At 67.2% G+C, this 23485-nt stretch carries 26 protein-coding genes; 15 read left to right on the forward strand and 11 right to left on the reverse strand.

Annotated features, from left to right (window positions below; all coding sequences use genetic code 11):
* Window positions 1–125 precede the first annotated feature (125 nt).
* From ATCM_RS08820 to ATCM_RS08835, 4 genes are all read right to left on the reverse strand, one after another.
* Window positions 126–2396: a thiamine pyrophosphate-dependent enzyme gene (locus tag ATCM_RS08820; protein ID WP_132864166.1), complete on the reverse strand. Its 2271-nt coding sequence runs from the start codon at window positions 2394–2396 to the stop codon at window positions 126–128.
* Between the two features lie 50 nt (window positions 2397–2446).
* Entirely contained in the window at window positions 2447–3103 is a 657-nt protein-coding gene (locus ATCM_RS08825; protein WP_279432512.1) for a glutathione S-transferase family protein, read from the reverse strand.
* A 97-nt stretch (window positions 3104–3200) separates the two neighbouring features.
* A complete protein-coding gene (locus ATCM_RS08830) occupies window positions 3201–3737 on the reverse strand; it encodes a GNAT family N-acetyltransferase (protein ID WP_132864168.1) in 537 nt (178 codons plus the stop codon).
* A 141-nt stretch (window positions 3738–3878) separates the two neighbouring features.
* The gene (locus ATCM_RS08835; protein WP_132864169.1) at window positions 3879–4706 is read right to left on the reverse strand and encodes a glycine zipper 2TM domain-containing protein; all 828 of its coding nucleotides are present in this window, start codon (window positions 4704–4706) and stop codon (window positions 3879–3881) included.
* A gap of 155 nt (window positions 4707–4861) precedes the next feature.
* Between ATCM_RS08835 and ATCM_RS08840 the strand changes: the two genes are divergently transcribed.
* Both ATCM_RS08840 and ATCM_RS08845 read left to right on the forward strand, forming a co-directional pair.
* A complete protein-coding gene (locus ATCM_RS08840; RefSeq protein ID WP_132864170.1) occupies window positions 4862–5086 on the forward strand; it encodes a DUF6116 family protein in 225 nt (74 codons plus the stop codon).
* A gap of 3 nt (window positions 5087–5089) precedes the next feature.
* Window positions 5090–5854 carry a TatD family hydrolase gene (locus tag ATCM_RS08845; protein WP_132864171.1) on the forward strand — a complete coding sequence of 255 codons (765 nt, stop codon included), beginning with the start codon at window positions 5090–5092 and terminating at the stop codon, window positions 5852–5854.
* A 35-nt stretch (window positions 5855–5889) separates the two neighbouring features.
* Here ATCM_RS08845 and ATCM_RS08850 read toward each other — a convergent pair whose 3' ends face one another.
* Complete coding sequence (locus ATCM_RS08850) at window positions 5890–6684, reverse strand: tRNA threonylcarbamoyladenosine dehydratase (protein ID WP_132864172.1); 795 nt, start codon at window positions 6682–6684, stop codon at window positions 5890–5892.
* 81 nt (window positions 6685–6765) lie between these two features.
* Between ATCM_RS08850 and ATCM_RS08855 the strand changes: the two genes are divergently transcribed.
* Together ATCM_RS08855 and ATCM_RS08860 are read left to right on the forward strand one after the other, a co-directional pair.
* Window positions 6766–7197 carry a cytochrome c gene (locus tag ATCM_RS08855; RefSeq protein WP_132864173.1) on the forward strand — a complete coding sequence of 144 codons (432 nt, stop codon included), beginning with the start codon at window positions 6766–6768 and terminating at the stop codon, window positions 7195–7197.
* A gap of 117 nt (window positions 7198–7314) precedes the next feature.
* The gene (locus ATCM_RS08860; RefSeq protein WP_132864174.1) at window positions 7315–7797 is read left to right on the forward strand and encodes a glycine zipper 2TM domain-containing protein; all 483 of its coding nucleotides are present in this window, start codon (window positions 7315–7317) and stop codon (window positions 7795–7797) included.
* 76 nt (window positions 7798–7873) lie between these two features.
* Here ATCM_RS08860 and ATCM_RS08865 read toward each other — a convergent pair whose 3' ends face one another.
* Window positions 7874–8083 carry a cold-shock protein gene (locus ATCM_RS08865; RefSeq protein ID WP_055944114.1) on the reverse strand — a complete coding sequence of 70 codons (210 nt, stop codon included), beginning with the start codon at window positions 8081–8083 and terminating at the stop codon, window positions 7874–7876.
* Between the two features lie 233 nt (window positions 8084–8316).
* On the opposite strand from ATCM_RS08865, the gene ATCM_RS08870 reads away from it, so the two are divergent.
* The 3 genes from ATCM_RS08870 (at window position 8317) to arsC (ending at window position 10413) form a co-directional block, all read left to right on the forward strand.
* The gene (locus tag ATCM_RS08870; protein WP_132864175.1) at window positions 8317–8805 is read left to right on the forward strand and encodes a DUF456 domain-containing protein; all 489 of its coding nucleotides are present in this window, start codon (window positions 8317–8319) and stop codon (window positions 8803–8805) included.
* Window positions 8806–8918: 113 nt separating this feature from the next.
* A complete protein-coding gene (locus tag ATCM_RS08875) occupies window positions 8919–10058 on the forward strand; it encodes a phospholipase A (protein ID WP_132864176.1) in 1140 nt (379 codons plus the stop codon).
* A gap of 4 nt (window positions 10059–10062) precedes the next feature.
* Complete coding sequence (arsC, locus tag ATCM_RS08880) at window positions 10063–10413, forward strand: arsenate reductase (glutaredoxin) (protein ID WP_132864177.1); 351 nt, start codon at window positions 10063–10065, stop codon at window positions 10411–10413.
* A 47-nt stretch (window positions 10414–10460) separates the two neighbouring features.
* Here arsC and ATCM_RS08885 read toward each other — a convergent pair whose 3' ends face one another.
* On the reverse strand, window positions 10461–10994 hold the full coding sequence (locus ATCM_RS08885; RefSeq protein ID WP_132864178.1) for a DsbA family protein: 534 nt from the start codon (window positions 10992–10994) through the stop codon (window positions 10461–10463).
* Between the two features lie 175 nt (window positions 10995–11169).
* Here ATCM_RS08885 and ATCM_RS08890 point away from each other — a divergent pair, with 175 nt between their 5' ends.
* Window positions 11170–12279: a sterol desaturase family protein gene (locus ATCM_RS08890; protein ID WP_132864179.1), complete on the forward strand. Its 1110-nt coding sequence runs from the start codon at window positions 11170–11172 to the stop codon at window positions 12277–12279.
* A gap of 54 nt (window positions 12280–12333) precedes the next feature.
* Here ATCM_RS08890 and ATCM_RS08895 read toward each other — a convergent pair whose 3' ends face one another.
* The 3 genes from ATCM_RS08895 to ATCM_RS08905 all read right to left on the reverse strand — a co-directional run bounded on the left by ATCM_RS08895 (window position 12334) and on the right by ATCM_RS08905 (window position 14990).
* On the reverse strand, window positions 12334–12969 hold the full coding sequence (locus tag ATCM_RS08895; RefSeq protein ID WP_132864180.1) for a glutathione S-transferase family protein: 636 nt from the start codon (window positions 12967–12969) through the stop codon (window positions 12334–12336).
* Window positions 12970–13084: 115 nt separating this feature from the next.
* The gene (locus ATCM_RS08900; protein ID WP_132864181.1) at window positions 13085–13396 is read right to left on the reverse strand and encodes a hypothetical protein; all 312 of its coding nucleotides are present in this window, start codon (window positions 13394–13396) and stop codon (window positions 13085–13087) included.
* Window positions 13397–13472: 76 nt separating this feature from the next.
* A complete protein-coding gene (locus tag ATCM_RS08905) occupies window positions 13473–14990 on the reverse strand; it encodes a fumarate hydratase (protein WP_132864182.1) in 1518 nt (505 codons plus the stop codon).
* Between the two features lie 137 nt (window positions 14991–15127).
* Between ATCM_RS08905 and ATCM_RS08910 the strand changes: the two genes are divergently transcribed.
* The 6 genes from ATCM_RS08910 (at window position 15128) to ATCM_RS08935 (ending at window position 20517) form a co-directional block, all read left to right on the forward strand.
* Window positions 15128–16027 (forward strand): RNA polymerase sigma-70 factor, encoded by a 900-nt coding sequence (locus tag ATCM_RS08910; RefSeq protein ID WP_132864183.1) that lies wholly within the window; start codon window positions 15128–15130, stop codon window positions 16025–16027.
* Between the two features lie 33 nt (window positions 16028–16060).
* Complete coding sequence (locus ATCM_RS08915) at window positions 16061–16510, forward strand: carboxymuconolactone decarboxylase family protein (protein WP_132864184.1); 450 nt, start codon at window positions 16061–16063, stop codon at window positions 16508–16510.
* A 78-nt stretch (window positions 16511–16588) separates the two neighbouring features.
* Window positions 16589–17233, forward strand: coding sequence for a trimeric intracellular cation channel family protein (locus ATCM_RS08920; protein ID WP_132864185.1), 645 nt, complete (start codon window positions 16589–16591; stop codon window positions 17231–17233).
* A 74-nt stretch (window positions 17234–17307) separates the two neighbouring features.
* Window positions 17308–17625, forward strand: coding sequence for a BON domain-containing protein (locus ATCM_RS08925; RefSeq protein WP_165931160.1), 318 nt, complete (start codon window positions 17308–17310; stop codon window positions 17623–17625).
* Window positions 17626–17675: 50 nt separating this feature from the next.
* Entirely contained in the window at window positions 17676–19547 is a 1872-nt protein-coding gene (locus ATCM_RS08930; protein ID WP_132864187.1) for an ABC transporter ATP-binding protein, read from the forward strand.
* 187 nt (window positions 19548–19734) lie between these two features.
* Window positions 19735–20517, forward strand: coding sequence for a ferredoxin--NADP reductase (locus ATCM_RS08935; protein ID WP_132864188.1), 783 nt, complete (start codon window positions 19735–19737; stop codon window positions 20515–20517).
* A gap of 76 nt (window positions 20518–20593) precedes the next feature.
* Here ATCM_RS08935 and ATCM_RS08940 read toward each other — a convergent pair whose 3' ends face one another.
* Window positions 20594–21076 carry a glutathione peroxidase gene (locus ATCM_RS08940; RefSeq protein WP_132864189.1) on the reverse strand — a complete coding sequence of 161 codons (483 nt, stop codon included), beginning with the start codon at window positions 21074–21076 and terminating at the stop codon, window positions 20594–20596.
* A gap of 153 nt (window positions 21077–21229) precedes the next feature.
* Between ATCM_RS08940 and ATCM_RS08945 the strand changes: the two genes are divergently transcribed.
* The gene (locus ATCM_RS08945) at window positions 21230–23401 is read left to right on the forward strand and encodes a M3 family metallopeptidase (RefSeq protein WP_132864190.1); all 2172 of its coding nucleotides are present in this window, start codon (window positions 21230–21232) and stop codon (window positions 23399–23401) included.
* Window positions 23402–23485: the final 84 nt, after the last annotated feature.

A 23485-nucleotide genomic window follows, 5' to 3' on the forward strand; every position in this document is an offset into this window, starting at 1 on the left:
AGGCTAGCCGCCCCCCGCGTTGGACCGGGTGAAGGCCGCGCGCCCCGCCCCGTTCCCGCGAAAGCGGGAGGGGCGAGCTTGCCGCGACGCGCGGGCGTGCCAGCCGGACCGCGATGGCAGGTGCCTCACGCCAGTTGCGCGGCCGCGGCAACGATATCGCCCTCGCCCGGCAGCACCAGCAGGGCGGCACCGGCCAACGGCGTGTAGGTATCGGCACCGGTCACCCGCCGCAGCGGCACCTGGCCGTGGCCGGCCTCGACCAACGCAGTGATCACGCCCTCGCCCACCCCGGCGCTGTGCCGGCCCTCGTCGACCACCAGGATCCGCTTGGCGCCCTTGGCCTGTTCGGCGATCCAGCCTTCGTTCAACGGCACCAGCCAGCGCAGGTCGAGCACCCGCACCTTCCAGCCCTGCGCCTGTTCGATGGCCCTGGCCGCGCGCAGGCTCATCGGCACGCCGTTGCCATAGGTGAAGATCACCAGGTCGTCATTGCCTTCGCCATACGCGCGCCCCTCGCCCAGCGCGATGGCCTGCTCCGGCGCCGGATATGGGAACAGCCATTGCCCATCGCCGGTCTCGTACAGGTCCTTGGTCATGTACAGCGCGATCGGCTCCAGGAAGATGCAGACCCGCCCGTCCACCTTGGCCAGCGCCGCCAGCGTGCGCAGCATCCCCGCCGCATCATCGCCGCGCGACGGGCAGCCCACCACCAACCCGGGGATATCGCGGATGGCGGTGATCGAGTTGTCGTTGTGGAAGTGGCCGCCGAAGCCCTTCTGGTAGCCCAGCCCGGCGATGCGGATCAGCATCGGGTTGCGGTACTGGTCGTTGGAGAAGAACTGCAGCGAGCAGGCTTCGCCACGCACCTGGTCGATGGCGTTGTGCAGGTAGGCCAGGTACTGGATCTCCGGCAGCGGCAGCATGCCCATGTTGGCGAAGCCCTGCGCCATGCCCAGGATCATCGTCTCGTCCAGCAGCGTGTTGAACACCCGGCGCGGGCCGAATGCCTTCTGCAGGCCCTTGGTCACCGTGTAGACGCCGCCCTTCTGCGCCACGTCCTCGCCGAACAGCAGCGTTTCCGGGTACTTGCAGAACAGGTCGTGCAGGGCCTGGTTGATCTGGATGGCCAGGTGCTTGGGCGGCTGGTTCTCCGGCAACGCGGCCTCGCTCCCGAACACCTGCAACCGGCGCTCGGCGTAGTCGGCGCGGGTGGCTTCGTTAGCCACCGGCGCCGGCGAGTACGGCGCCAGCGGTGCAACCACCTCAGCCAGTGCCTTCAGCCGCGGCCGCTGGTCGGCGGCTTCGGCCGCTTCGAAGCAGCGGCGCCGGGTGTGCTCGTACAGCGCCAGCACTTCGTCCTTGTCCATCAGCCCGGATTCCACCGCGATCTGCGCCGAACGCAGCAGCGGGTCACCCGCCTCCACCGCGCACAGTTCCTCCAGGGCCCGCCATTCGATCTCGAAGTCGGTGCCGGCGTGGCCCATCAGGCGGTTGGTGCGCAGGTGCAGGAAGGTCGGTCGGCGGGTGCGGCGGCAATGCTCCACCGCACGCTGCACCTCGGCGTAGCCACCGGCCAGGTCCAGGCCGTCGGCCTGGAAGTAATCCAGCCCGGGCCGGTGGCGGAAACTCTCGCCGATCCAGCCTTCGGGCGTCTTCACCGAGATGCCGATGCCGTTGTCCTCGCAGACGAACAGCACCGGGGCCGGCAGCTTCTGGAAGCTGCTCCACGCCGCGGCGTTGAACGCGGTCTGCGCGGTGGCATGGTTGGCCGAGGCATCGCCGAACGAGCACACGGTGATGCTGTCATCGGGGATCGGCAGCGCATGGCCCAGCCGCTTGCCGGCCTCGATCGCCATCGCCGTGCCCAACGCCTTGGGCAGGTGCGAGGCGATGGTCGAGGTCTGCGGCAACACCCACAGCGGCTTGCTGCCCCACACCTTGTGGCGGCCGCCGCTGGCCGGGTCGTCCTTGCTGGCGGCGAACGACAACGCCGAATCCATCACCGGGTCCATGCCCGGCAGCTTGCGGAAGCGCTCGGCCATGAAGCCACCGGAACGGTAATGCAGGAAGGCCGGATCGGTATGCCGCGTCGCCCGCGCCACCATCGCGTTGCCCTCGTGGCCGGATGAACCAATCGTGTAGAAGACCTTGTTCTGCACGCGCAGCACGCGCGCCATCAGGTCCAGGTGGCGGCTGATCAGTTGTGACTCGAACAGCTCACGGAAGCCGGCCGCATCCAGCGCGCTGCCCGGCAGCACCGGCGCGGCGTCCTGCGGGCCGGCATCCGGCCCACGGCCCAGGCCGTTCACGAATTCGATGAAGTTGGTATCGCAGATCTCGGCGCGGTTCAGGCCCTTCATCCGGGCCGGGATGGGATTCGGTACACGAGCGAACATGCAGACAGGCTCCACGAAACAAGGCGGTGTTGCGGGGGGAAATGGGGGGATCAGCGCGACGCGGCGAAGCGCGCCTGGACCTCGGCGTCCGGCACCGGCATGGCGACGAAGCCAGGCTGGCGGCGGACGTCCTCCAGCCAGCGTTCGACCGCCGGGTACGAAGACAGCGAAATGCCGCCGTCCTCGGCCACGGCGGTGTAGGCGAACAGGGCAATGTCGGCGATGCCGTAATCGCCGCCGGTGAACCAACGGTGGTCGGCCAGGTGGTGGGCCATCACCGCCAACGCCTCGTGGCCGCGCGCACGCAGCCGCGGCAGGTCCGCACGGCGCGGCGAGTCATCCGGCGTCCAGCCACTGATGAAGCGCGCCACGGCGATGTAGGGCTCGTGGCTGTACTGCTCGAAGAACATCCAGGACAGCGCCTGGGCACGTTGCCAGCCATCGGTCGGCAGGAACGGCGTGCCTTCGGCCAACCAGAACAGGATGGCATTGGATTCGGCAAGCACGCGGCCATCGTTGCGCTGCACCACCGGCACCTTGCCGTTCGGGTTCAGCGCCAGGAACTCGGCCGTGCGGGTATCGCCGCCGGCGCTGTCGACCTCTTTCCACTGGTAGCGGGAGCCCAGTTGTTCCAGCAGCAAACGAACCTTGTGGCAGTTGCCCGAACTGGACATGCCGTAAACCGTCAGTGCAGCGGCAGTACTCACAGCGTCGATTCTCCCCGCACCGCGATGGCGTGCGGCAATTGAATATGACCGGAATCGACGCCGGTTGGTAGCTGCAACCGCAGCAATCGGCAGGCGGTCAGCGTGCCGCCAACCAGGCCTGCCGCGACTGCCCCCAAACCTCCACGTCCACCTCATGCGGCGGCGGCAGTCGGGCATTGCGCAGCACCCGCGCACCCAGCTTGCGCGCCACGTGCTGGGAGTTGCTGTTGTCCGGCGCGATGGTATGGATCACCTCCTCCCAGCCCAGCGCATCAAAGGCCCAATCGATGGCCGCGCGTGCGGCTTCCGGGGCGTAGCCGCGTCCCCAGTGCGACGACACGATGCTCCAGCCCACCTCGGTACCCGGCCAGCCGTACGGCTGCCAGGGCCCGACCCGGCCGATCCAGGCCCCGCTGTCCTTCTCGATGACGGAGAACATCGAGTAGCCCAGCAACTGCCAGCTGCCGACCAGCCCGGCCAGGCTGCGCCACGCCACCGGCTTGGGCTGCACGCCACCCAGGTGCTGCATGGCCACCGGGTCGGCGCAGAACGCGGCGAAGGCCTCGAAGTCCTGCCGGCCCGGTGGGCGCAGGATCAGGCGTTCGGTTTCCAGACGCAGATCGAAGATGCTCATGGATCAAGGCTCCTGCCGGGATTGGTCCGAACCCTAACACCTGCCCGGGACATCGGTCGCCTGCGCGATGCGGGCCGGCTCCAAACAAGGAAGGCCGGCAAGATGCCGGCCTTCCAGATGCTCTCGGTGCAGCACGCCTGCTTACTGGCGGCTGCTGCCCCCATCCACCGCGGCGGTCTGCGTCACCACCTGGCCATCCAGCACCGGCAGGCGGTCGCTGCTCGGGCGGTTGTCCATCCGCACGGTCTTTTCCTGGCCCTCGTAGCGGTAGGTCACGTCATAGCCGACCGTGCGGTCGCTGTTGCCCAGCGACACGCGCTCACCCGGACGGCTGTCCATGCGCATCGTGCCGGTGCTGCCATCGGGCTTGCGGTAGGTCACGTTGTAGCCGGTCACGCGGCTGCTTTCGGCAGTGCGCTGCTCGGTGTGGCACTGGCGCTCGGTGCGCTGGACCACACGGCCGCCCACGTGGCGCTTGTCGACCTGGTTGCCGATCACACCGCCGGCCACCGCGCCTGCAGCGGTCGCGGCCTTCTTGCCGTTGCCGCCGCCGATCTGGTTGCCCAGCAGGCCACCGATCACCGCGCCCGCCACGGTGCCGCCGACGTTGCCGTCGCGCTCGGGCAGCCGCTCCTGCACCACCACGTCGTTGCAGACCTCATGCGGGGTGGTGGTGGTCGAGGTCTCGTTGATCGGCTCGGTGCGGGTCACCGTGCCGTACACGCGCTCCTTCTCGGTGACCGGGGCCACCTTCAGCACGTCGGCGTATTCCAGCTTGCCGCCTGCCTCGACCTGCGAACTGGCAGCGGCGTCATCGGCCAGCGGCTGGTTGTCCAGCACCGGGTTCGGTGTCTGCGCGGCCGGCAGCGTGGTGGCCTTGTCGCGCCCCTGCATGAAAGCGGCAGTGGCGATGCCACCCACCAGCAGGGCGCCGGCGGCAACCAGAACAGTAGTGGTCGTGCTTTTCATGGTTCAGCTCCCTGCGGATGGCCCGCGTCTTGATATGGGTGGATTCCAGCACGCCAAAGCTGAACAGAGGCCCGCATGAATGGCATCGGCCTATCGAAAAAGCACGGCACGCCGCAATATCGCGGTTGTTGTACTCCCCAACCACAGGATTTGCCATGTCCCTGATGCTGACGCCGTTTATGGAGTGGGCGCGCAAGCTGCGCTACCCGACCCTGTTCAAGATCACGGCAGGCCTGTTCCTCGTCACGTTGCTGCTGCCGGACCCGATCCCGTTCCTGGACGAGATCCTGTTCGGGCTGGGTACGCTGCTGCTGGCCAACTGGAAGCGACGCAAGGACCCGTCCGACGCGCCGCAGGTGTTGCCGCCACGCAAGTCCTGACCCGTGCAACTGGTCGACAGCCACTGTCACCTCGATGCCGATGCGTTTGACGCCGACCGCGCGGCGGTGATCGCGCGCGCGCAGGCGGCCGGGGTGATCGCGCAGGTGGTGCCGGCGGTGACCGCGGCCAGCTGGCCCAAGCTGCGCCAGAGCTGCACGCTCGCCCCCGGCCTGTTCCCGGCCTACGGGCTGCACCCGATGTTCCTGGCCGAACACCGGCCGCAACACCTGCAGCAGCTGGACGAATGGATCACCCGCGAATCCCCGCGCGCCATCGGCGAATGCGGCCTGGACTTCTTCGTTGAAGACCTGGACCCCGAAGCACAGCGGTTCTATTTCCAGGGCCAGCTCGACCTGGCCCACCGCCACCGGCTGCCGCTGGTGGTGCATGCCCGCCGCGCGGTGGACGAGGTCATCCTGCGCATCCGCCGCACCGGCGGGCTGCAGGGAGTGGTCCACAGCTTTTCCGGCAGCCCGGAACAGGCCCGCCAGTTGTGGCAACTGGGGTTCCTGATCGGCCTTGGTGGCCCCCTCACCTATCCCCGCGCCAACCGCCTGCGCACGCTGGTGGCGCAGATGCCGCTGGAGTTCCTGCTGCTGGAGACCGATGCGCCGGACCAACCGGACGCCGGCATCCGTGGCCAGCGCAACGAACCGGCCCGGCTGGCCAGCATCCTGGAAACCGTCGCCGAGCTGCGCGGGCAGGCGCCGGAAGAAATCGCCGCGCAGACCACCGCCAACGCGCAACGCCTGTTCGGACTGCCGTAGGGGCGGCCCGGGTCGCGAAGTTCGCGAAGCGGCTCCTACGTGGCTTTCTTCTTCAGCAGGACTTCCAGCGCCTTGCCGACCGCGGCGAAGGCGAATGCCCCGGTTATGTGGGTGGCCGCGCCCAGTCCGGCGCCACAGTCCAGCTTCATCGCCTCGTCCGGGCCCAGGTTCGGGCGCAGGCCGCACACGCTGCCGTCGGCCTGCGGGTACTTCACGTTCTCCAGCGAGTACACCGCCGACACGCCGAAGTAGCGCTGCGGGTTCTTCGGGAAATTGAATTCGGCGCGCAGCTTCTTGCGGATCAGCGCCATCATCGCGTCGTGCTCGGTACGCGACACGTCGCGCACCCGCACCAGGGTCGGGTCGGTGCGTCCGCCGGCCGCGCCGACGGTGATCATCGGCAACTTGCGGCGGCGGCACCAGGCAATGGCCTCCACCTTGACCCGGAAGCTGTCGCAGGCATCGATCACCAGGTCGAAGTTGCGGTCCAGCAGTTCGGCCATGTTCGAACCGGTCAGGAACGACTCCACCGCCTCGACCTCGATGTCGGGGTTGATCGCCTTGCAGCGCTCGGCCATGGCCAGCGCCTTGTTGCGACCGTACTGGCCCGCCAGCGCGGGCAGCTGCCGGTTGGTGTTGGACACGCAGATGTCGTCGGCGTCGATCAGGCTCAGGTGCCCGACCGCCGAGCGCGCCAGCGCCTCGACCACCCAGGACCCCACCCCGCCCATGCCGACCACGGCCACCCGGCAGCCGGCCAGGTGCTCGATGGTCCCGGCACCGTACAGCCGGTCGATGCCGGCGAATCGCTCACGCAGTTGTTCTTTCATCCGCCCATTTTAGCCGGGACGGCATAATGGCCGGGCAGTACCCCTACAACGACCATGCCACGTAGCCCGGAGCCAACGCATATGTCCGAACCCGTCCGCCAGCCGTCCAAGGCTGCCCGTTATCTCTATGTCCTCATCGCCGGCCTGCTGATCGGCGTGGTGGCGACGGTGATGGGCATGCGTGCCATCCAGGCCCGCCAGGACCATTTCCCCGACAGCCTGATGACGGTGATGTCCAAGCAGGTGCAACTGCTGGGTGAAAGCCAGAAGCAGAACCGCTGCACCATCAACGACACCGCCCCGCGCGTGCAGACCCTGCGCGCCCTGGCCAACGACCTGGAAGTCGCCTTCCCCGGCCTGCGTGACGACGAGCGGTTCCAGCAGCATGCCAACCGCTTCCGGGCCACCCTCAACGACGCCCTGGCCAAGCCGGCGGCGGACTGTGCCAGCCTGGCGGCGCTGTCCCAGAAGATCGGCAGCGACTGCAAGAGCTGCCACCAGGACTTCAAGTAATCCATCGGTGAATATCGCGTTCACATGTGGTTGGCCCTCCATTCACATGTGAAACGACAGGATCTACGCCGTCGGGTAAGCACTTACCTTTTTGTTCACTGGCGAAGGAGAAGCACCATGAAGATTCAGTTGATCGCCGCAGGCGCCATTGCCAGTCTAGCTCTGGCCGGTTGCGCCACGTCGCCCGGTTACGGCGGCGGCTACAACGGTGGTGGCGGCTACGGGAGTGGCAACAACTACAACCAGAACCGCTGCGCCGATTGCGGCATCGTCACCCGCATCAACGCCGTGTCCTCCGGCCGCACCGCACCGACGGCGACCGGCGCGATCCTGGGCGGCATCGTCGGCGCCGTGGCCGGCCATGAGATCTCCGACCACACCGGCGGCAGCAAGGGCAACCAGAACATCGCCGCCGTGGCCGGCGCCGCCGCCGGCGCGCTGGCAGGCAACAAGATCCAGCAGAACGTCACCGGCGAGTCCTATGACATCCAGGTGCGCATGGACGACGGCCGCGTGATCATGGTCAACCAGAAGAACCTCAACGGCGTGGCAGAGAATGCCTACGTCCGCGTGGTCAATGGCCGCGTGGTACTGCGCTGATCCAGGCAACCGCCACGCCGGAAAAGGAAAGGCCCGCTTGCGCGGGCCTTTCTTTTGTCATGCCAGCCTGTCTGTATCAGACCGGCTGCACGGCGTCGGCCTGCAGGCCCTTCTGGCCCTGGACGACGGTGAAGGAGACCTTCTGGCCTTCCTTCAGGCTCTTGAAGCCCTGGGTCTGGATGGCGCGGAAGTGCACGAACACATCCTCACCATTCTCACGGCTGATGAAGCCAAAGCCCTTGGCATCGTTGAACCACTTGACGGTACCGGTTTCGCGATCGGACATCTCGACTAACTCCCTGTTGCTCTCTCTCGTTTGATGGAACGCCCCGGAAGGCGGCTGATTGCAAGGAGGAAGCGAGGTGCAACGATGCAGCAAATCGTGCGATCTACCCATCAGGCCACGATTCACGGTGACCTTGCCAAGCTCAGCGGCTGCAACTTAACCCGGGAAAAATCAAATTGCAATCCCGGTGAAGCCGTTAAAGTCAACCCCCAATGGACCCTTTCAGAACCAATATGGACTATTCATTCATCTTCTATACGGTTGCGGCCCTGCTCGTATTGACCGGCATCGCCGGCATCATCCTGCCCGCGCTGCCCGGTGTCCCGCTGGTGTTCGTGGGCCTGCTGGTGGCCGCTTGGACGGAAGGGTTCGAACGTGTCGGTTGGATCACGCTGGTCGTGCTTGGCGTTTTGACCGTCATTTCCATCATCATCGACATCATATCGACGGTGATCGGCGCAAAGAAGGTGGGCGCCAGCCGCCTGGCGCTGGTCGGCTCGGCGGTCGGCACGGTGGCCGGCCTGTTCTTCATGCCGATCGGCCTGTTCGTCGGCCCCTTCCTGGGCGCGCTGGGCGGCGAGTACCTGCACGGGCGCAAGCTGGGCCAGGCCACCAAGGTCGGCCTCGGCACCTGGCTGGGCATCGTGCTGGGCGTTGCCTTCAAGCTGGGCCTGGCCATGACCATGGTCGCGGTGTTCGCGGTGGCGTGGTTCGTCAACTGAGCGCGCGGCCAAGACTCCCCCTACACGGGGCAATCGCCGACAATGTCCGCCGGAGCACGGATGCCGCTTTGCTGCGGAAATCCCCGGCCCTTTGCCATGACCGGAACCCCACCATGCCGAACACGCCCCTTCGCTATGCCCTGCTGACCGTCCTGGCCAGCGCCAGCGCCTCCGCGCTGGCCCAGGAATCCCTTACCGCCCCCGCATCGCCACAGGCCTGCTTCGCGCTGGACTCCGACGCCGCGCGCCTGGCCTGCTACGACAGCGCGCTGGGGCGCAGCCCCGCCGACACCCGTGCCGCCGATGCCGCGGCCAACGCCGCGCAGGCCGCTCGCAAGGAAGCCAAGGTCAGCGCCAAGGCCCTGGATGAGGAAGACCCGCGCCGCAACGAGCTGTTCGCCCACGACGAGCTGGCGGCAATGGCCGCCAACGCCGGCCGCGGCTCGCTGCTGGACAGCCGCTGGGAGCTGGCCAAGGACTCCAAGCTCGGCCTGTTCCAGCTGCGCGCCTACAAGCCGGTGTACCTGCTGCCCGCGTTCTGGAGCAGCAAGCCCAACGAGATGCCGCACTCGCCCAACCCCAACAACACGGTCACCGAGCCGGAAGCACTGAACAGCACCGAGCTGAAGTTCCAGCTCAGCTTCAAGACCAAGGTGGCCGAGAACCTGTTCGGCGACAACGGCGACATCTGGGTCGGTTACACCCAGAGCTCGCGCTGGCAGGCCTACAACAGCGAACTGTCGCGCCCGTTCCGCGAGACCAACTACGAACCGGAAGTGATGCTGGCCTTCCGCAACGGCTATTCGCTGCTGGGCTGGAACGGCCGCATGACCGGCATCAGCCTCAACCACCAGTCCAACGGCCGCAGCGACCCGCTGTCACGCAGCTGGAACCGGGTGATCTTCAACTTCGGCCTGGACCGCGAGAACTGGGCCCTGATGCTGCGCCCGTGGTACCGCATCCCCGAAGGCGACCGCGACGACAACAACCCGGACATCGAGGACTACATCGGCCGTGGCGATGCCACCCTGGTGTACAACCGCAATGGCCACGAACTGGCCATCACCGGCCGCCACTCGCTGCGCAGCGGCGACCGCTCGCATGGCTCGCTGCAGGTGGACTACGGCTTCCCGATCAACAACCTGCTGCGCGGCCACGTGCAGGTGTTCGATGGTTATGGCGAGAGCATGATCGACTACAACCACCGGGCCACCTACATCGGCGTCGGCGTATCCCTGCTGGAGTGGTACTGAGGCAATGAAGGCAACCCTCTGGCACAACAACCGCTGCTCCAATTCACGTGGCGCGCTGGCCCTGCTGCAGGAAGCCGGCGTGGACGTGGAGGTCATCAACTACCTGGAGACACCGCCTTCGATCACCGAGCTGCGCACGCTGCTGGCCGAAATGGGCATGCCTGCCCGCGACCTGCTGCGCAGCAAGGAAGCGGCGTATGCCGAGCTGGGCCTTGCCGACAAGCTGGACGACGAGCCGGCGCTGGTCCGGGCCATGCATGCCCACCCCGTCCTGATCAACCGGCCGATCGTGCGCACCGCCAAGGGCACCGCCCTGTGCCGCCCGCCGGAGACGGTGCTGCAACTGATCGACTGAGCCGCCTGGCGTGGCCGTCCACTGGCGGCCACGGTCTCCGCGCCCATTCAGCGCTCTGCGGCCTTCGCCGCGACGATCGCGTCGTACAGCTCCTCGAAGCTCTTGCTGGGCTGGAACAACCGGCCATTGATGAAGAACGTCGGCGTGCCGCCGACGCCACTGCGCAGGGCGCCATCGATGTCATCCTGGATGCGCCGCATGTAGCGGGCATCCTCCATCGCGGCAACCAGCCCGTCCTCCGGCAGGCCCAGTTCGCGCATCAGCTCCCGGTAGATCACCTCACCCAGCTGCTGCTGGCTGCGGAACAGGGCGTCGTGGGCCGGCCAGAACTGCCCCTGCGCGGCGGCATACTCGGCCGTGATCGCCGCCGGCAGCGCCTGCGGGTGCGACTGGACCAGCGGGAAGTTGCGGAACACCACGCAAAGCTCGTCGCCGAACCGCTGCTGCAGCCGCTTCACCAGCGAGAACGCCTCGCCGCAGTAGGGGCACTGGTAATCGGCATACTCGACCAGCACCACGGGCGCATCCAGCCGCCCCTGGTAATGGTCCTGCGCACTTACCGGAACACTCAGCACACTCATCGGCTCACTCCGGACAGGAATCAACGGCGTCGCACCATCGCCCGGCACCCCGGGCGCGTGCTCTGCCGGCCACGCTACGCCTGGACCCGCGCAGCCCGCGTGAAACCGGGCGCCCCCCTTTCCCATGCCGGGAACGGCGGGCAGAATCCCTGCGAGCCCGACAGGAAGTCCGTGTATGACCCGACCGCATCGTTCGTTCTTCGCCTATGGTTCTGCCCTGCTGGGGGTGCTGAGCCTGATGGCGGTCGCCTGCTTCCACTTCCCCGAACTGCTGACCAGCCGCGAGTTCCGCGCCGTCTACAACGAGCAGTTCGCCCGCCACCTGCTGCTGGTCGGGCTGGCGGCGGCCTTCATCATGGGCACCTTCGCCATCCTGCGTGACCGCAACAAGCGCATCGCCACGCTGGGCGTGGGCACGGCCACCCTCGCGGTGCTGCTGGGCGGCACCAACGTGCAGTTCGACCCGGTCGGGCAGACGCCGTACTCGCTCGGCCTGGATTGGTTCGTGCTTTCCCTGTTCTTCTCGGCGCTGGTGTTCGTGCCGCTGGAGCGCTACCTGGGCAAGCGCGTGCTGTCGCCGCTGCGGCCCGGCTGGCGCACCGACGTGGGCTACTTCTTCATGAGCCACGTGCTGGTGCAGTTCATCCTGATCCTGGTGACCGCTTCCACCTCGACCATCGCCGGGCTTGCGGCGTTTCCTTCATTGAAAGCGTTGATCCAGTCGCTGCCGGTCTGGGCGCAGTTCCTGATCGCCGTATTCGTGGCCGACATGGCCCAGGCCCTGTTGCATCGCGCGTACCACAACATTCCCTGGCTCTGGCGTTTCCACGCGGTGCACCACTCCAGCCGCCACATGGACTGGCTGGCCGGCTCGCGCATCCACATCGTCGAGATCGTGATGACGCGCAGCGCGGTGCTGCTGCCGCTGCTGGTCATGGGCTTTTCCACGCCCGCGGTGAACGCCTACGTGATCCTGGTCGGCCTGCAGGCCGTGCTGGCGCACGCCAACCTGGGCATCCGCTTCGGCTGGCTGGAGTACCTGCTGGTGCTGCCGCGTTACCACCACTGGCACCACGCGCGGCAGAAGGAATACGTGGACGTGAACTACGCCATCCACCTGCCATTGGTGGACATGCTGATGGGCACCTTCAAGCTGCCGCGCGACCAGGCACAGTGGCCGGAAGAGTACGGCGTGATGAAGCTGGAGACGATGCCGAAGGGGATCATCCAGCAGCACCTCATGCCGTTCCAGGGCGGGCGCAAGTACGAGGACTTCGTGGATTGATGCCGGGCTTGGCGCCTTGCCGTCGCGCGAAGGCGGCGTTGGGGCGCCGCCAACTCACATCCAGTCGGTGATGCCCTCGCGGCGGTAGACCTCGGCGAATGCCGGGCGCGCCTTCATGCGTGCGGCATGCGCGGCCAGCACGGGCCACTGGTCGGTCGGGCGCGGCATGTTGCGGCTCCAGCGCATCAGCATGGTCAGCAGGAAATCGACCACGCTGGCCCGCTCACCCAGTACGTAGGGACCATGCGCCTGCAGGTGGTCGGCCATTTGCTGCCAGGCCGCTTCCAGCTGCAGGCGCGCGCGTTGCTTCACCTCGGCGACGTTGGCCTCACCGGCCGGCTCATCCGGGTAGAACCAGGCGCGATAGGCCGGCATCAGCGTGTACACGCAGAAGCAGATCCAGCGGTAGTAATCACCCCGCGCCGGACTGCCCGGCAGCGGCGCGAGTCCGGCCGCCGGGTGCAGATCGGCCAGGTGCATGGCGATGGCCGCCGATTCGGTCAGCACCTGCCCGTCCAGAACCAGCGTGGGCACGCGGCCGGCCGGATTCAGCGCCAGATAGTCGGCCGACTTCTGCTCGCGGCGGTCGAAGTCCAACTGGTGCAGTTCGTGCTCGATGCCCAGTTCGAGCAACAGCCAATGCACGACCAGCGAGGCGGTGCTTTGCGAGCCATACAACACGACGGACATGGGCAACTTCCAAGGGGGCGATGCGGCATTCTAGCCTCGGCAGGAGCGGCCTCGGCCGCGAAGCCAGCACACATTCAAACCTTCCCGGCTTCGCGCCCGAAGGCGCTCCTGCGGTCTATTGGCAGCCGGCCATGCAGCTGTTGAGGCGCTCGCCGCACACTGCCGCGGCCGAACGGTTCTGGCAGAACGCCTGCGAGGTCTGGCAGGCACCGCGCAGCTCCGGGTTGGTGATCTTGTCGCACTGGTTGTTCCGGCCCGCCTCGCCGCAATCCCCGTAACTGCGCGGGTTGGCATTGCAGGCCTGGTAGCGGCTCTGGCAATAGGTCACGCAGGCCGCCGGATCCTTGGGAGCATCGCGCCAACCGCCATTGCTGCAGGCGGCAAGCAGCAGCACCGTCGAAACCATCACCCATCCGAATCCGCGCATCGGCCCTTCCTCGAAAACGACGATGGCCCGAGCATAGCCCGGGCCATCGCGATATCTCCAGTGACAGTGGCGAGACTTACTCCACGATCACCGGAATCTTGCCGATGCGGGCCTGCCACTCACGCGGGCCGGTCTTGTGCACCGATTCGCCGGTGGAATCCACCGCCACGGTCACCGGCATGTCCTGCACGGTGAACTCGTAGATCGCTTCCATCCCCAGGTCAGCGAAGCCCACCACCCTGGAGGCCTTGATCGCCTTGGACACCAGGTAGGCCGAACCGCCGACCGCCATCAGGTAGGCCGACTTGTTGTCACGGATGGCCTCGATCGCGGCCGGGCCACGCTCGGCCTTGCCGACCATGCCCAGCAGGCCGGTCTGCTCCAGGATCTGGCGGGTGAACTTGTCCATGCGGGTGGCGGTGGTCGGGCCGGCCGGGCCCACCACTTCGTCGCGCACCGGATCGACCGGGCCCACGTAGTAGATGAAACGGCCCTTCAGGTCGACCGGCAGTTCTTCACCCTTGTTGAGCATGTCGACCATGCGCTTGTGCGCGGCGTCGCGGCCGGTCAGCAGCTTGCCGTTGAGCAGCAGGGTCTGGCCCGGCTTCCAGCTGGCCACTTCTTCCGGAGTGACGGTGTCCAAGTCGACACGGGTGCCCTTGGAGGCGTCGTAGGTGATCTGCGGCCAGTCTTCCAGCGACGGCGGCTCCAGCATCACCGGGCCGCTGCCGTCCAGGGTGAAGTGCGCATGGCGGGTGGCGGCGCAGTTCGGGATCATCGCCACCGGCAGGTTGGCGGCGTGGGTCGGGAAGTCCTTGACCTTGATGTCCAGCACCGTGGTCAGGCCGCCCAGGCCCTGCGCACCGATGCCCAGCGCGTTGACCTTCTCGTACAGCTCCAGGCGCAGCTCTTCGGCGCGGTTGGACGCGCCACGGGCCTGCAGGTCGGTGATGTCGATCGGCTCCATCAGCGATTCCTTGGCCAGCAGCATCGCCTTCTCGGCGGTGCCGCCGATGCCAATGCCGAGCATGCCCGGCGGGCACCAGCCGGCGCCCATGGTCGGCACGGTCTTGAGCACCCAGTCAACGATGGAGTCGGACGGGTTGAGCATGGCGAACTTGCTCTTGGCCTCCGAGCCACCGCCCTTGGCGGCCACGATCACATCGACCGTGTCACCCGGCACGACCTTGATGTTGACCACGCCCGGGGTGTTGTCCTTGGTGTTGGTACGCTTGCCGGCCGGGTCGGCCAGCACAGAGGCGCGCAGCTTGTTGTCCGGGTAGGCGTAGGCGCGGCGGATGCCCTCGTTGGCCATGTCCTCGACGCCCATGGTGGCGTCGTCCCAGCGCACGTTCATGCCGATTTCCAGGAACACGGTGACGATGCCGGTGTCCTGGCAGATCGGGCGGTGGCCCTCGGCGCACATGCGCGAGTTGATCAGGATCTGCGCGATCGCCTCCTTGGCGGCCGGCGATTCCTCGCGCTCGTAGGCGGCGGCGAGGTTCTTGATGTAGTCGACCGGGTGGTAGTACGAGATGTACTGCAGCGCGTCGGCGACGGACTGGATGAGGTCTTCCTGCTTGATCGATGTCACGGCTTGCTCGCTTGCTGAAGGCTGGCGGGGGTTCAGCCGGGCATTTTACGCCCTGCCGCCAACCCGTGCTCCCGTGCATCGCGCCCGGCGGCGCTCCTACACTGTCACGCCGGTCCGCGCTGCCGCGTCCTTGTCGCATGAACGCCGAAACCCCCTTCCAGACCCACCGCCCGCGCCTGATGGCGCTCGCTTACCGCCTGCTCGGCAGCCGTGCCGATGCCGAGGACATCGTCCAGGACGCCTGGCTACGCTGGGCCGAGGCGGCCCCGGGCAGCATCGCCGACCCGGAAGCCTGGCTGGTCACCGTCACCACCCGGCTGGGGCTGGACCGCCTGCGTGCCGCCTCCCGGCAGCGCGTGGACTACATCGGCCCCTGGCTGCCGGAGCCGCTGCAGGTCTCGCTGGACCTGCCCGCCCCACCCGCCCCGGACCAGGTCCACGCCCTGGCCCAGGACCTGTCGCTGGCCTTCCTGACCCTGCTCGAACAGCTCAGCCCCGACGAACGTGCCGCCTTCCTGCTCAAGGAGGTGTTCGACCACGACTATCCGCAGATCGCCCGCCTGCTCGGCCACGGCCAGGCCAACTGCCGCCAGCTGGTCCACCGCGCCCGCCAGCGCCTGCAGGCCGGCCGGCCGCGCTTCGAAGCCGATGGCACCCAGCACCGCCAGCTGTTGGCGCGCTTCATGGACGCCTGCCAGGACGGCGACAGCGATGCCATCCAGGCCTTGCTGCACACCAATGCGCGCCTGCTTTCCGACGGCGGCGGCGTGGTGACCGCGGCAATCCGTCCGTTGCTCGGCGCCGAGCGCATCGGCCGCCTGTTCTGGGCCATCGCGCGGCGTGGTGGCGCCCAACCGGCCCGGCTGGGCAGCGTCAACGGACAACCGGCCATCCTGCGTTTCCACGCCGGCCAGCTGCACTCGGTCACCACCATCGAGGTGGTCGATGGCCGCATCGCCACCATCTACAGCGTGCTCAATCCGAACAAGCTGCCCAACTCTGTCACAGCCGGCGACGCTGGCGCGTCCTTGCAGTGAAAGACGGCCACCGTGGCCGTCATGGAGCCCATGATGTCTTCGTCCAATTCCCCCCGCGTCCCCTATACCCGCCTGGCTGCCGAGGCGTTCAAGGGCCTGCTCGCCACCAGCAAGGCCGTGCACGACAGCTCCATCGACTCGGACCTGCTTGAACTGGTGTTCCTGCGGGTGTCGCAGATCAATGGCTGCGGCTACTGCATGGACATGCATGCGACCACGCTGCGCAAGGCCGGCATCGCGCCGCGCAAGCTCGACACCCTGCCGGCCTGGCATGAAAGCCGCTTCTTCGATGCCCGCGAGCGCGCCGCACTGGGCTGGGCCGAAGCCCTGACCCGCCTGCCCGACGGCGCCCCGTCGCAGGCTGCCTTCGACGCCCTGGCGCCGCACTTCGATGACAAGGGCATCAGCGACCTGAGCATGGGCGTGGCGGTGATCAACGCCTGGAACCGGCTGGGCGCGGGCCTGCTGCCACCGCTTCCCTGAGAAAGCGCCAGGCAAGCACCCGGCCAGCGTCGCCCGGTCCGATGGCCGGTTCCCGCGCCAGACCGCACAATACGCGGCATGGGAACCCTCGTCCTGATCCTCGACCTCATCGGCACCTTCGTCTTCGCCCTGTCCGGGGCGACGATGGGGGTGCGCCGGCGGCTGGATATCTTCGGCGTGCTGGTGCTGTCCTTCGCCGCCGCGCTGGCCGGCGGCATCACCCGCGACCTGCTGATCGGCGCCACCCCGGTCGCGGCGATCAGTGACTGGCGCTACCCGGCCATCACCCTGGCCGCAGGCGTGGTGACGTTCTTCTGGGCACCGCTGATCGAGCGCCTGCAGTACCCGGTGCGGATGTTCGATGCGATGGGCCTGGCCCTGTTCGCGGTGGCCGGCACGCAGAAGGCGCTGGCGTTCGGCATCGCCCCGCCGATGGCCGCCGCGTTGGGCATGTTGACCGGCATCGGCGGCGGCATCGCTCGCGACGTACTGCTGGCGCAGGTGCCGCTGGTGCTGCAGGCCGAGCTGTACGCGGTGGCCGCGTTGGCCGGCGCGGCGGTCGTGGCCGTGGGCTACTGGCTGGGCCTGCCGCCCCTGCCCTGCGCACTGGCCGGCGCCGCGCTGTGCTTCGGGCTGCGCATGATGGCCATGCATTTCGGCTGGCACCTGCCGGTGGCGCTGCAGTCCTCCGATCCGCCACCGCCGGAAGGCCCGCGCCGCTGAGCCTGCCGAACGGGAAGTAACGACATGCTCACGCCGCTTGCGCCATGTTGGGGCTTCTTTTGCAGGAGACGACCATGGCATCACAACGTTCCGACACCCTGATTGGCGATGACGTGGTCCGCAGCCTCGGCCAGCAGGGCCAGTCCTCGCAGGTCCTGGTTCAGGTCAAGGATGGGCAGGTCACGCTGTCCGGTGACGTCCCCAGCACCGCCGCCAAGCATCAGGTCGAACAGTTGGTGGCGGGCATTGATGGCGTGCGCGGCGTGCACAACCACCTCAATGTCGACACCGGCACCCGCTCGTTCGGTGAACGCGGCCAGGCCGTGCGCGATAACCCCGACGGCCGCGACGACGCACAGATGGGCGACATCGACCTCGGCAAGGACGGCTGAACGCAGCGGTACGCGGTAACCTGAAGCGGCCCCCGTCCGCCTGAGCCGCCATGCCGCATCCCGCTTCCGCACCGACCAACGCCTCGGGCAAGCAACCCAGTTTCCGTGAGCGCATGGATGCCATGCGCAACCTGCCGCCGTTCCTGCGGCAGGTCTGGCAGACCAGCCGCTGGTTGACCCTCACCAGCCTGGGCCTGCGCCTGATCCGCGCGCTGATGCCGGTGGCGATGCTGTACGTGGGCAAGCTGATCATCGACGAGGCCGTGCGCCTGGCCGCTGCCGGCGCGATGCCGCCGCTGGGCGAGGCGCTGGCCAGCGGCCACCTCAGCACCCTGCTGGAACTGCTGCTGCTCGAACTGGGCATCGCCATCGGCTCGGACCTGCTCGGCCGGCTGGTCAATTACGCCGATTCATTGCTGTCGGAGCTGTTCACCAACGCGACCAGCGTGCGCCTGATGGAGCATGCCGCCGAGCTGGACCTGGAGGACTTCGAGGACCCGGACCTGCAGGACAAGCTCGACCGCGCCCGGCGCCAGACCATGGGCCGCATGAGCCTGATGGCGCAGCTGTTCGGGCAGGCGCAGGACATGATCACCGTGATCAGTTTCGCCGCCGGCCTGGTGATGTACGCACCGTGGCTGATGCTGTTGCTGGCGGTGGCGCTGGTGCCGGCCTTCATCGGCGAATCGCACTTCAACACGCTGGGCTATTCGCTCAATTTCAGCTGGACGCCGGAGCGGCGCCAGCTTGACTACCTGCGCCAGGTCGGCGCCAGCGTCGAGACCGCCAAGGAGGTGAAGATCTTCAACCTCCACCGCTTCCTGATCGACCGCTACAAGCTGCTGGCCGAACGCTTCTACCGCGCCAACCGCGCCTTGGCACGCAAGCGTGCGGTATGGGGCACGCTGCTGGCCGCGCTCGGCACGCTGGGCTACTACGCCGCCTATGCCTACATCGCCTGGCGCACCATCCGTGGCGAGTTCAGCATCGGCGACCTGACCTTCCTGTCGGGCAGCTTCATGCGCCTGCGCCAACTGCTCGAAGGCCTGCTGAGCGGCTTCTCGCAGGTGGCCAGCCAGGCCTTGTACCTGGACGACCTGTTCTCGTTCTTCGCGATCAAGCCCGAGATCCATTCCACCCCGGACGCCATCGCCATCCCGCGCCCCATCCGCGAGGGCTTCGTGTTCGAGAACGTCGGCTTCCGCTACCCCGATGCCGCACGCTGGGCAGTGCGGCACCTCGACTTCCAGTTGCGTGCGGGCGAAGTGATCGCGCTGGTCGGCGAGAACGGTGCCGGCAAGACCACCCTGGTCAAGCTGCTCGCACGGCTGTACGACCCCGATGAGGGCCGCATCCTGCTCGATGGCCGCGACCTGCGCGACTATGACCTGGACGACCTGCGCGCCAACATGGGCGTGATCTTCCAGGACTTCGTGCGCTACCACCTGTCGGCCGGGGAAAACATCGGCGTCGGGCTGGTCGAAGCCATGGACGACCAGGCCCGCATCCGCGATGCCGCCCATCGCGCGCTGGCCGACGAGGTGATCGAAGGCCTGCCCAATGGCTACGCGCAGTTGATCGGCCGCCGCTTCAAGACCGGCGTGGACTTGTCCGGCGGCCAGTGGCAGAAGATCGCCATCGCCCGCGCCTACATGCGCGATGCGCAGGTGATGATCCTCGACGAGCCCACTGCCGCGTTGGACGCACGCGCCGAGTTCGAGGTGTTCCAGCGCTTCAAGGAGTTGTCGGACAACCGCACCGCCGTACTGATCTCGCACCGCTTCTCCTCGGTTCGCATGGCCGACCGCATCCTGGTGCTGGCCGACGGCCGCATCGAGGCCAGCGGCACCCACGCGCAGTTGATGACCGAAGGTGGCCGCTACGCCGAGCTGTTCGAGCTGCAGGCGGCGGGTTACCGCTGAGCCGGGAAGCCAGCGGAGGGTGCCGAGCCATGCCCCCTCCCCGACCCGTCCCTTGCCTGCGGCAAAGGGAGGGCGCCGAACCGCTTCTCCGGCGATGGGACCGAGTAAATCGCCTCAAATGCGATTCATTCCCATTTGAGTCAATTCGGCTAGAATAGCCGCGACACTCCAAATCCGAACCACAGCAATGTCTTCCGCTTTTGGCGCCGAAACGGTGCTCGAAGTCCGTCACTGGACGGACGCCTACTTCAGTTTCTCCACCACCCGCGACAGCGGCTTCCGCTTCGACAACGGCCAGTTCGTGATGATCGGCCTGGAAAACGAAGGCGCCCGCCCGCTGATGCGCGCCTATTCCATCGCCAGCGCCAACTGGGAAGAGCAGCTGCACTTCTTCAGCATCAAGGTGCAGGACGGCCCGCTGACCTCGCGCCTGCAGCACCTGAAGGTGGGCGACAAGGTCCTGGTCGGCAAGAAGCCCACCGGCACCCTGCTGATCAGCGACCTGCACCCGGGCAAGCACCTGTACCTGCTGGGCACCGGTACCGGCCTGGCGCCCTGGCTGAGCATCGTCAAGGACCCGGAAACCTACGAGCGCTTCGAGAAGGTCATCGTCTGCCACGGCGTGCGCTTCGAGAAAGACCTGGCCTACCGCGACTACTTTGAGAAGGAACTGCCGCAGGACGAGATCCTGGGCGACATCGTCCGCGACAAGCTGCTGTACTACCCGGCGGTCACCCGCGAGCCGTTCCCCAACCAGGGCCGGTTGACCACGCTGATGGAAACCGGGCAGATGCAGCAACGCCTGGGCCTGCCGACGCTGGACCCGGCCAACGACCGCTTCATGATCTGCGGTAGCCCGCAGATGCTGGCCGACCTGCGCAGCGTGCTCGACGCACGCGGCTTCGAAGTATCCACCCGCATCGGCACGCCGGGGCACTACGTGTTCGAGCGGGCCTTCGTCGAGAAGTAAGCCAGGCAAGCACCCGGCGTGACCACGTGCAACGGCTGGGTCCTGCGGGGATCCAGCCGTTGTCGTATCCGGCGGCTCAGCCCAGCGCCGCGCGGATATCCGCTTCCAGCGATTCCGGACGCGCGGTCGGCGCGTAGCGGGCAAGTACCTGCCCGTCGCGGCCAACCAGGAACTTGCTGAAGTTCCACTTGATCGCACCGATGCCCAGCGCCCCGCGCTTCTGCCGTTGCAGCCAGTGCCAGAGCGGATGGGCCTCCGGGCCGTTGACCTTGATCTTGCCCGACATCGGGAAGCTCACCCCGTAATTGAGCGCACAGAAGCTGGCGATCTCACCGGCTTCACCCGGCTCCTGGTGGCCGAACTGGTCGCAGGGGAAGCCGATCACCACCAGGCCCAGCGGCCCCAGCTCACGCCACAGGCGCTCCAGCCCTTCGTACTGCGGCGTGAATCCGCATTTGGAGGCGGTGTTGACCAGCAGCAGCACCTTGCCGCGGAATCCGTCGAGCGCCAGCGGCTGCCCATCCAGCGCCGTGGTCTGGAAATCGTATGCACTGGTCATGGCTGCACCTCCGGAATGAGCCTGCAAGCCTACGTCATCGCGGTCTCATCGGCGGCCAACATACGCCAACCGCCTCGCCCATGCCGTTCGGCACACCCCCTGCCCTGCGCCCCGGGTTACCCTTTCCGATCAGTCTTATCCGGAGTTTCCGACTTGAATACCCGCCTTGCCCTTGCCCTTGCCGCGACCCTGGGCCTTGCCCTGCCGGCCTACAGCGTGACTGCCCACGCCGCCACCGCCCAGACCGCCCAGCAGGCCAACCCGTTCTTCGCCGAAAGCACGCTGCCGCTGCATTACCCGCAGTTCGACAAGATCAAGGACAGCGACTTCGCCCCGGCATTCGACGCAGGCATGGCCCAGCAGCTGAAGGAAGTGGAGGCGATCGCCAACAACCCGGCCGCACCGACCTTCGACAACACCCTGATCGCGCTGGAAAACAGCGGCGCCATCCTGGACCGCGCCACCACCGTGTTCTTCGCGCTGATCGGCGCGGACACCAACGACGCGCGCAAGAAGCTGCAGGCGGACTACTCGGCCCGGTTCGCCGCCCACAGCGACGCCATCAACCTCAATGGCAAGCTGTTCAGCCGCATCGAGACCCTCTACAACGACCGCGCCAAGCTGGGCCTGGATGCCGAGGGCCTGCGCCTGGTCGAGAAGTACTACGACAACTTCGTCCGCGCCGGCGCCAAGCTGTCCGACGCCGACAAGGCCAAGCTCAAGGACATGAACGCCGAGCTGGCCAACCTGGGCACCCGCTTCAGCCAGAACGTGCTGGCCGAGGTCAACGCGTCCTACATCGTCGTCGATGACGTCACCCAGCTCGATGGCCTGTCCGCCGAGCAGGTCGCCGCCGCCGCCGAAGCCGCCAAGGCCCGCAAGCTGGACGGCAAGTACGTCATCGCCCTGCTCAACACCACCGGCCAGCCGGCGCTGACCAACCTGACCAACCGCGCGCTGCGCCAGCGCATCTACGAAGCCTCGGTGTCGCGCGGCAGCAAGGGGGGCGAGTACGACAACACCGCGCTGGTCTCGCGCATCATGACCATCCGCGCCGAGAAGGCCGCGCTGATGGGCTTCCCGAACTTCGCCGCCTACTCGCTGGGCAACCAGACCGCCAAGACCCCGGAAGCGGTCAATGCCATGCTCGGCCAGCTGGCCCCTGCCGCGGTGGCCAATGCCAAGCGCGAGGCCGGCGACCTGCAGGCCATGATCGACGCCGAGCAGAAGGCCGCCGGCAAGCCGACCTTCGAACTGCAGCCCTGGGACTGGGCCTTCTACAGCGAGAAGGTGCGCCAGGCCAAGTACGACTTCGACGAATCCCAGCTCAAACCGTTCTTCGAGCTCAAGAGCGTGCTGGAAGACGGCGTGTTCTTCGCCGCCGGCAAGGAGTTCGGCCTGACCTTCAAGCAGCGTACCGACCTGCCGGTCTACCATGACGACGTCACCGTCTACGACGTGTTCGACGCCGATGGCAGCCAGCTGGCGATCTTCATCTTCGATCCGTATGCGCGCGAGTCCAAGCGCGGTGGCGCCTGGATGAACTCCTACGTCTCGCAGTCCGCGCTGACCGGCGACAAGCCGGTGGTGGCCAACCACCTCAACATCCCCAAGCCGCCGGCAGGCAAGCCGACGCTGCTGACCTGGGACGAGGTGAACACCACCTTCCACGAGTTCGGCCACGCCCTGCACGGCATGTTCTCCAACGTGAAGTACCCGTACTTCTCGGGCACCGCCGTGCCGCGTGACTTCGTCGAGTTCCCGTCGCAGGTCAACGAGATGTGGGCCGACGAGCCGACCATCCTGGCCAACTACGCCAAGCACTACCAGAACGGTTCGGCGATGCCGCAGGCCCTGCTGGACAAGGTGATCGCCGCATCCAAGTTCAACCAGGGCTTTGCCACCACCGAGTACCTGGGCGCGGCGATGCTGGACCAGCGCTGGCACCAGATCGGCGTCAGCGACGTGCCGGCACCGCAGGACGTGATGAAGTTCGAGCATGAAGCGCTGGTCAAGGACGGCATCTACTACGCGCCGGTCCCGCCGCGTTACAAGACCCCGTACTTCAGCCACATCATGGGCGGCTACTCGGCTGGCTACTACGCCTACATCTGGTCCGAGGTGCTGGACGCCAACACCCAGAAGTGGTTCCGCGAGCACGGCGGCCTGTCGCGCGCCAATGGCGACCATTTCCGCCAAACCCTGCTGTCCAAGGGCGGCAGCGTGGATGCGATGGAGCTGTTCCGCAATTTCGCCGGCCACGAGCCGCAGATCGAGCCGCTGCTGGAGAAGCGTGGCCTGACCTCGGGGTCGACCGCGAAGTAAGCTTCACCGCGCATGCAAAGCGAAACGCCCGGCACTGCCGGGCGTTTCTTCATCGGGTGCTGGAGCAAAGCGCCCTCATCCGCC

It is taken from the genome of Stenotrophomonas sp. ATCM1_4 (assembly GCF_004348115.1).
GTDB lineage: Bacteria > Pseudomonadota > Gammaproteobacteria > Xanthomonadales > Xanthomonadaceae > Stenotrophomonas > Stenotrophomonas capsici.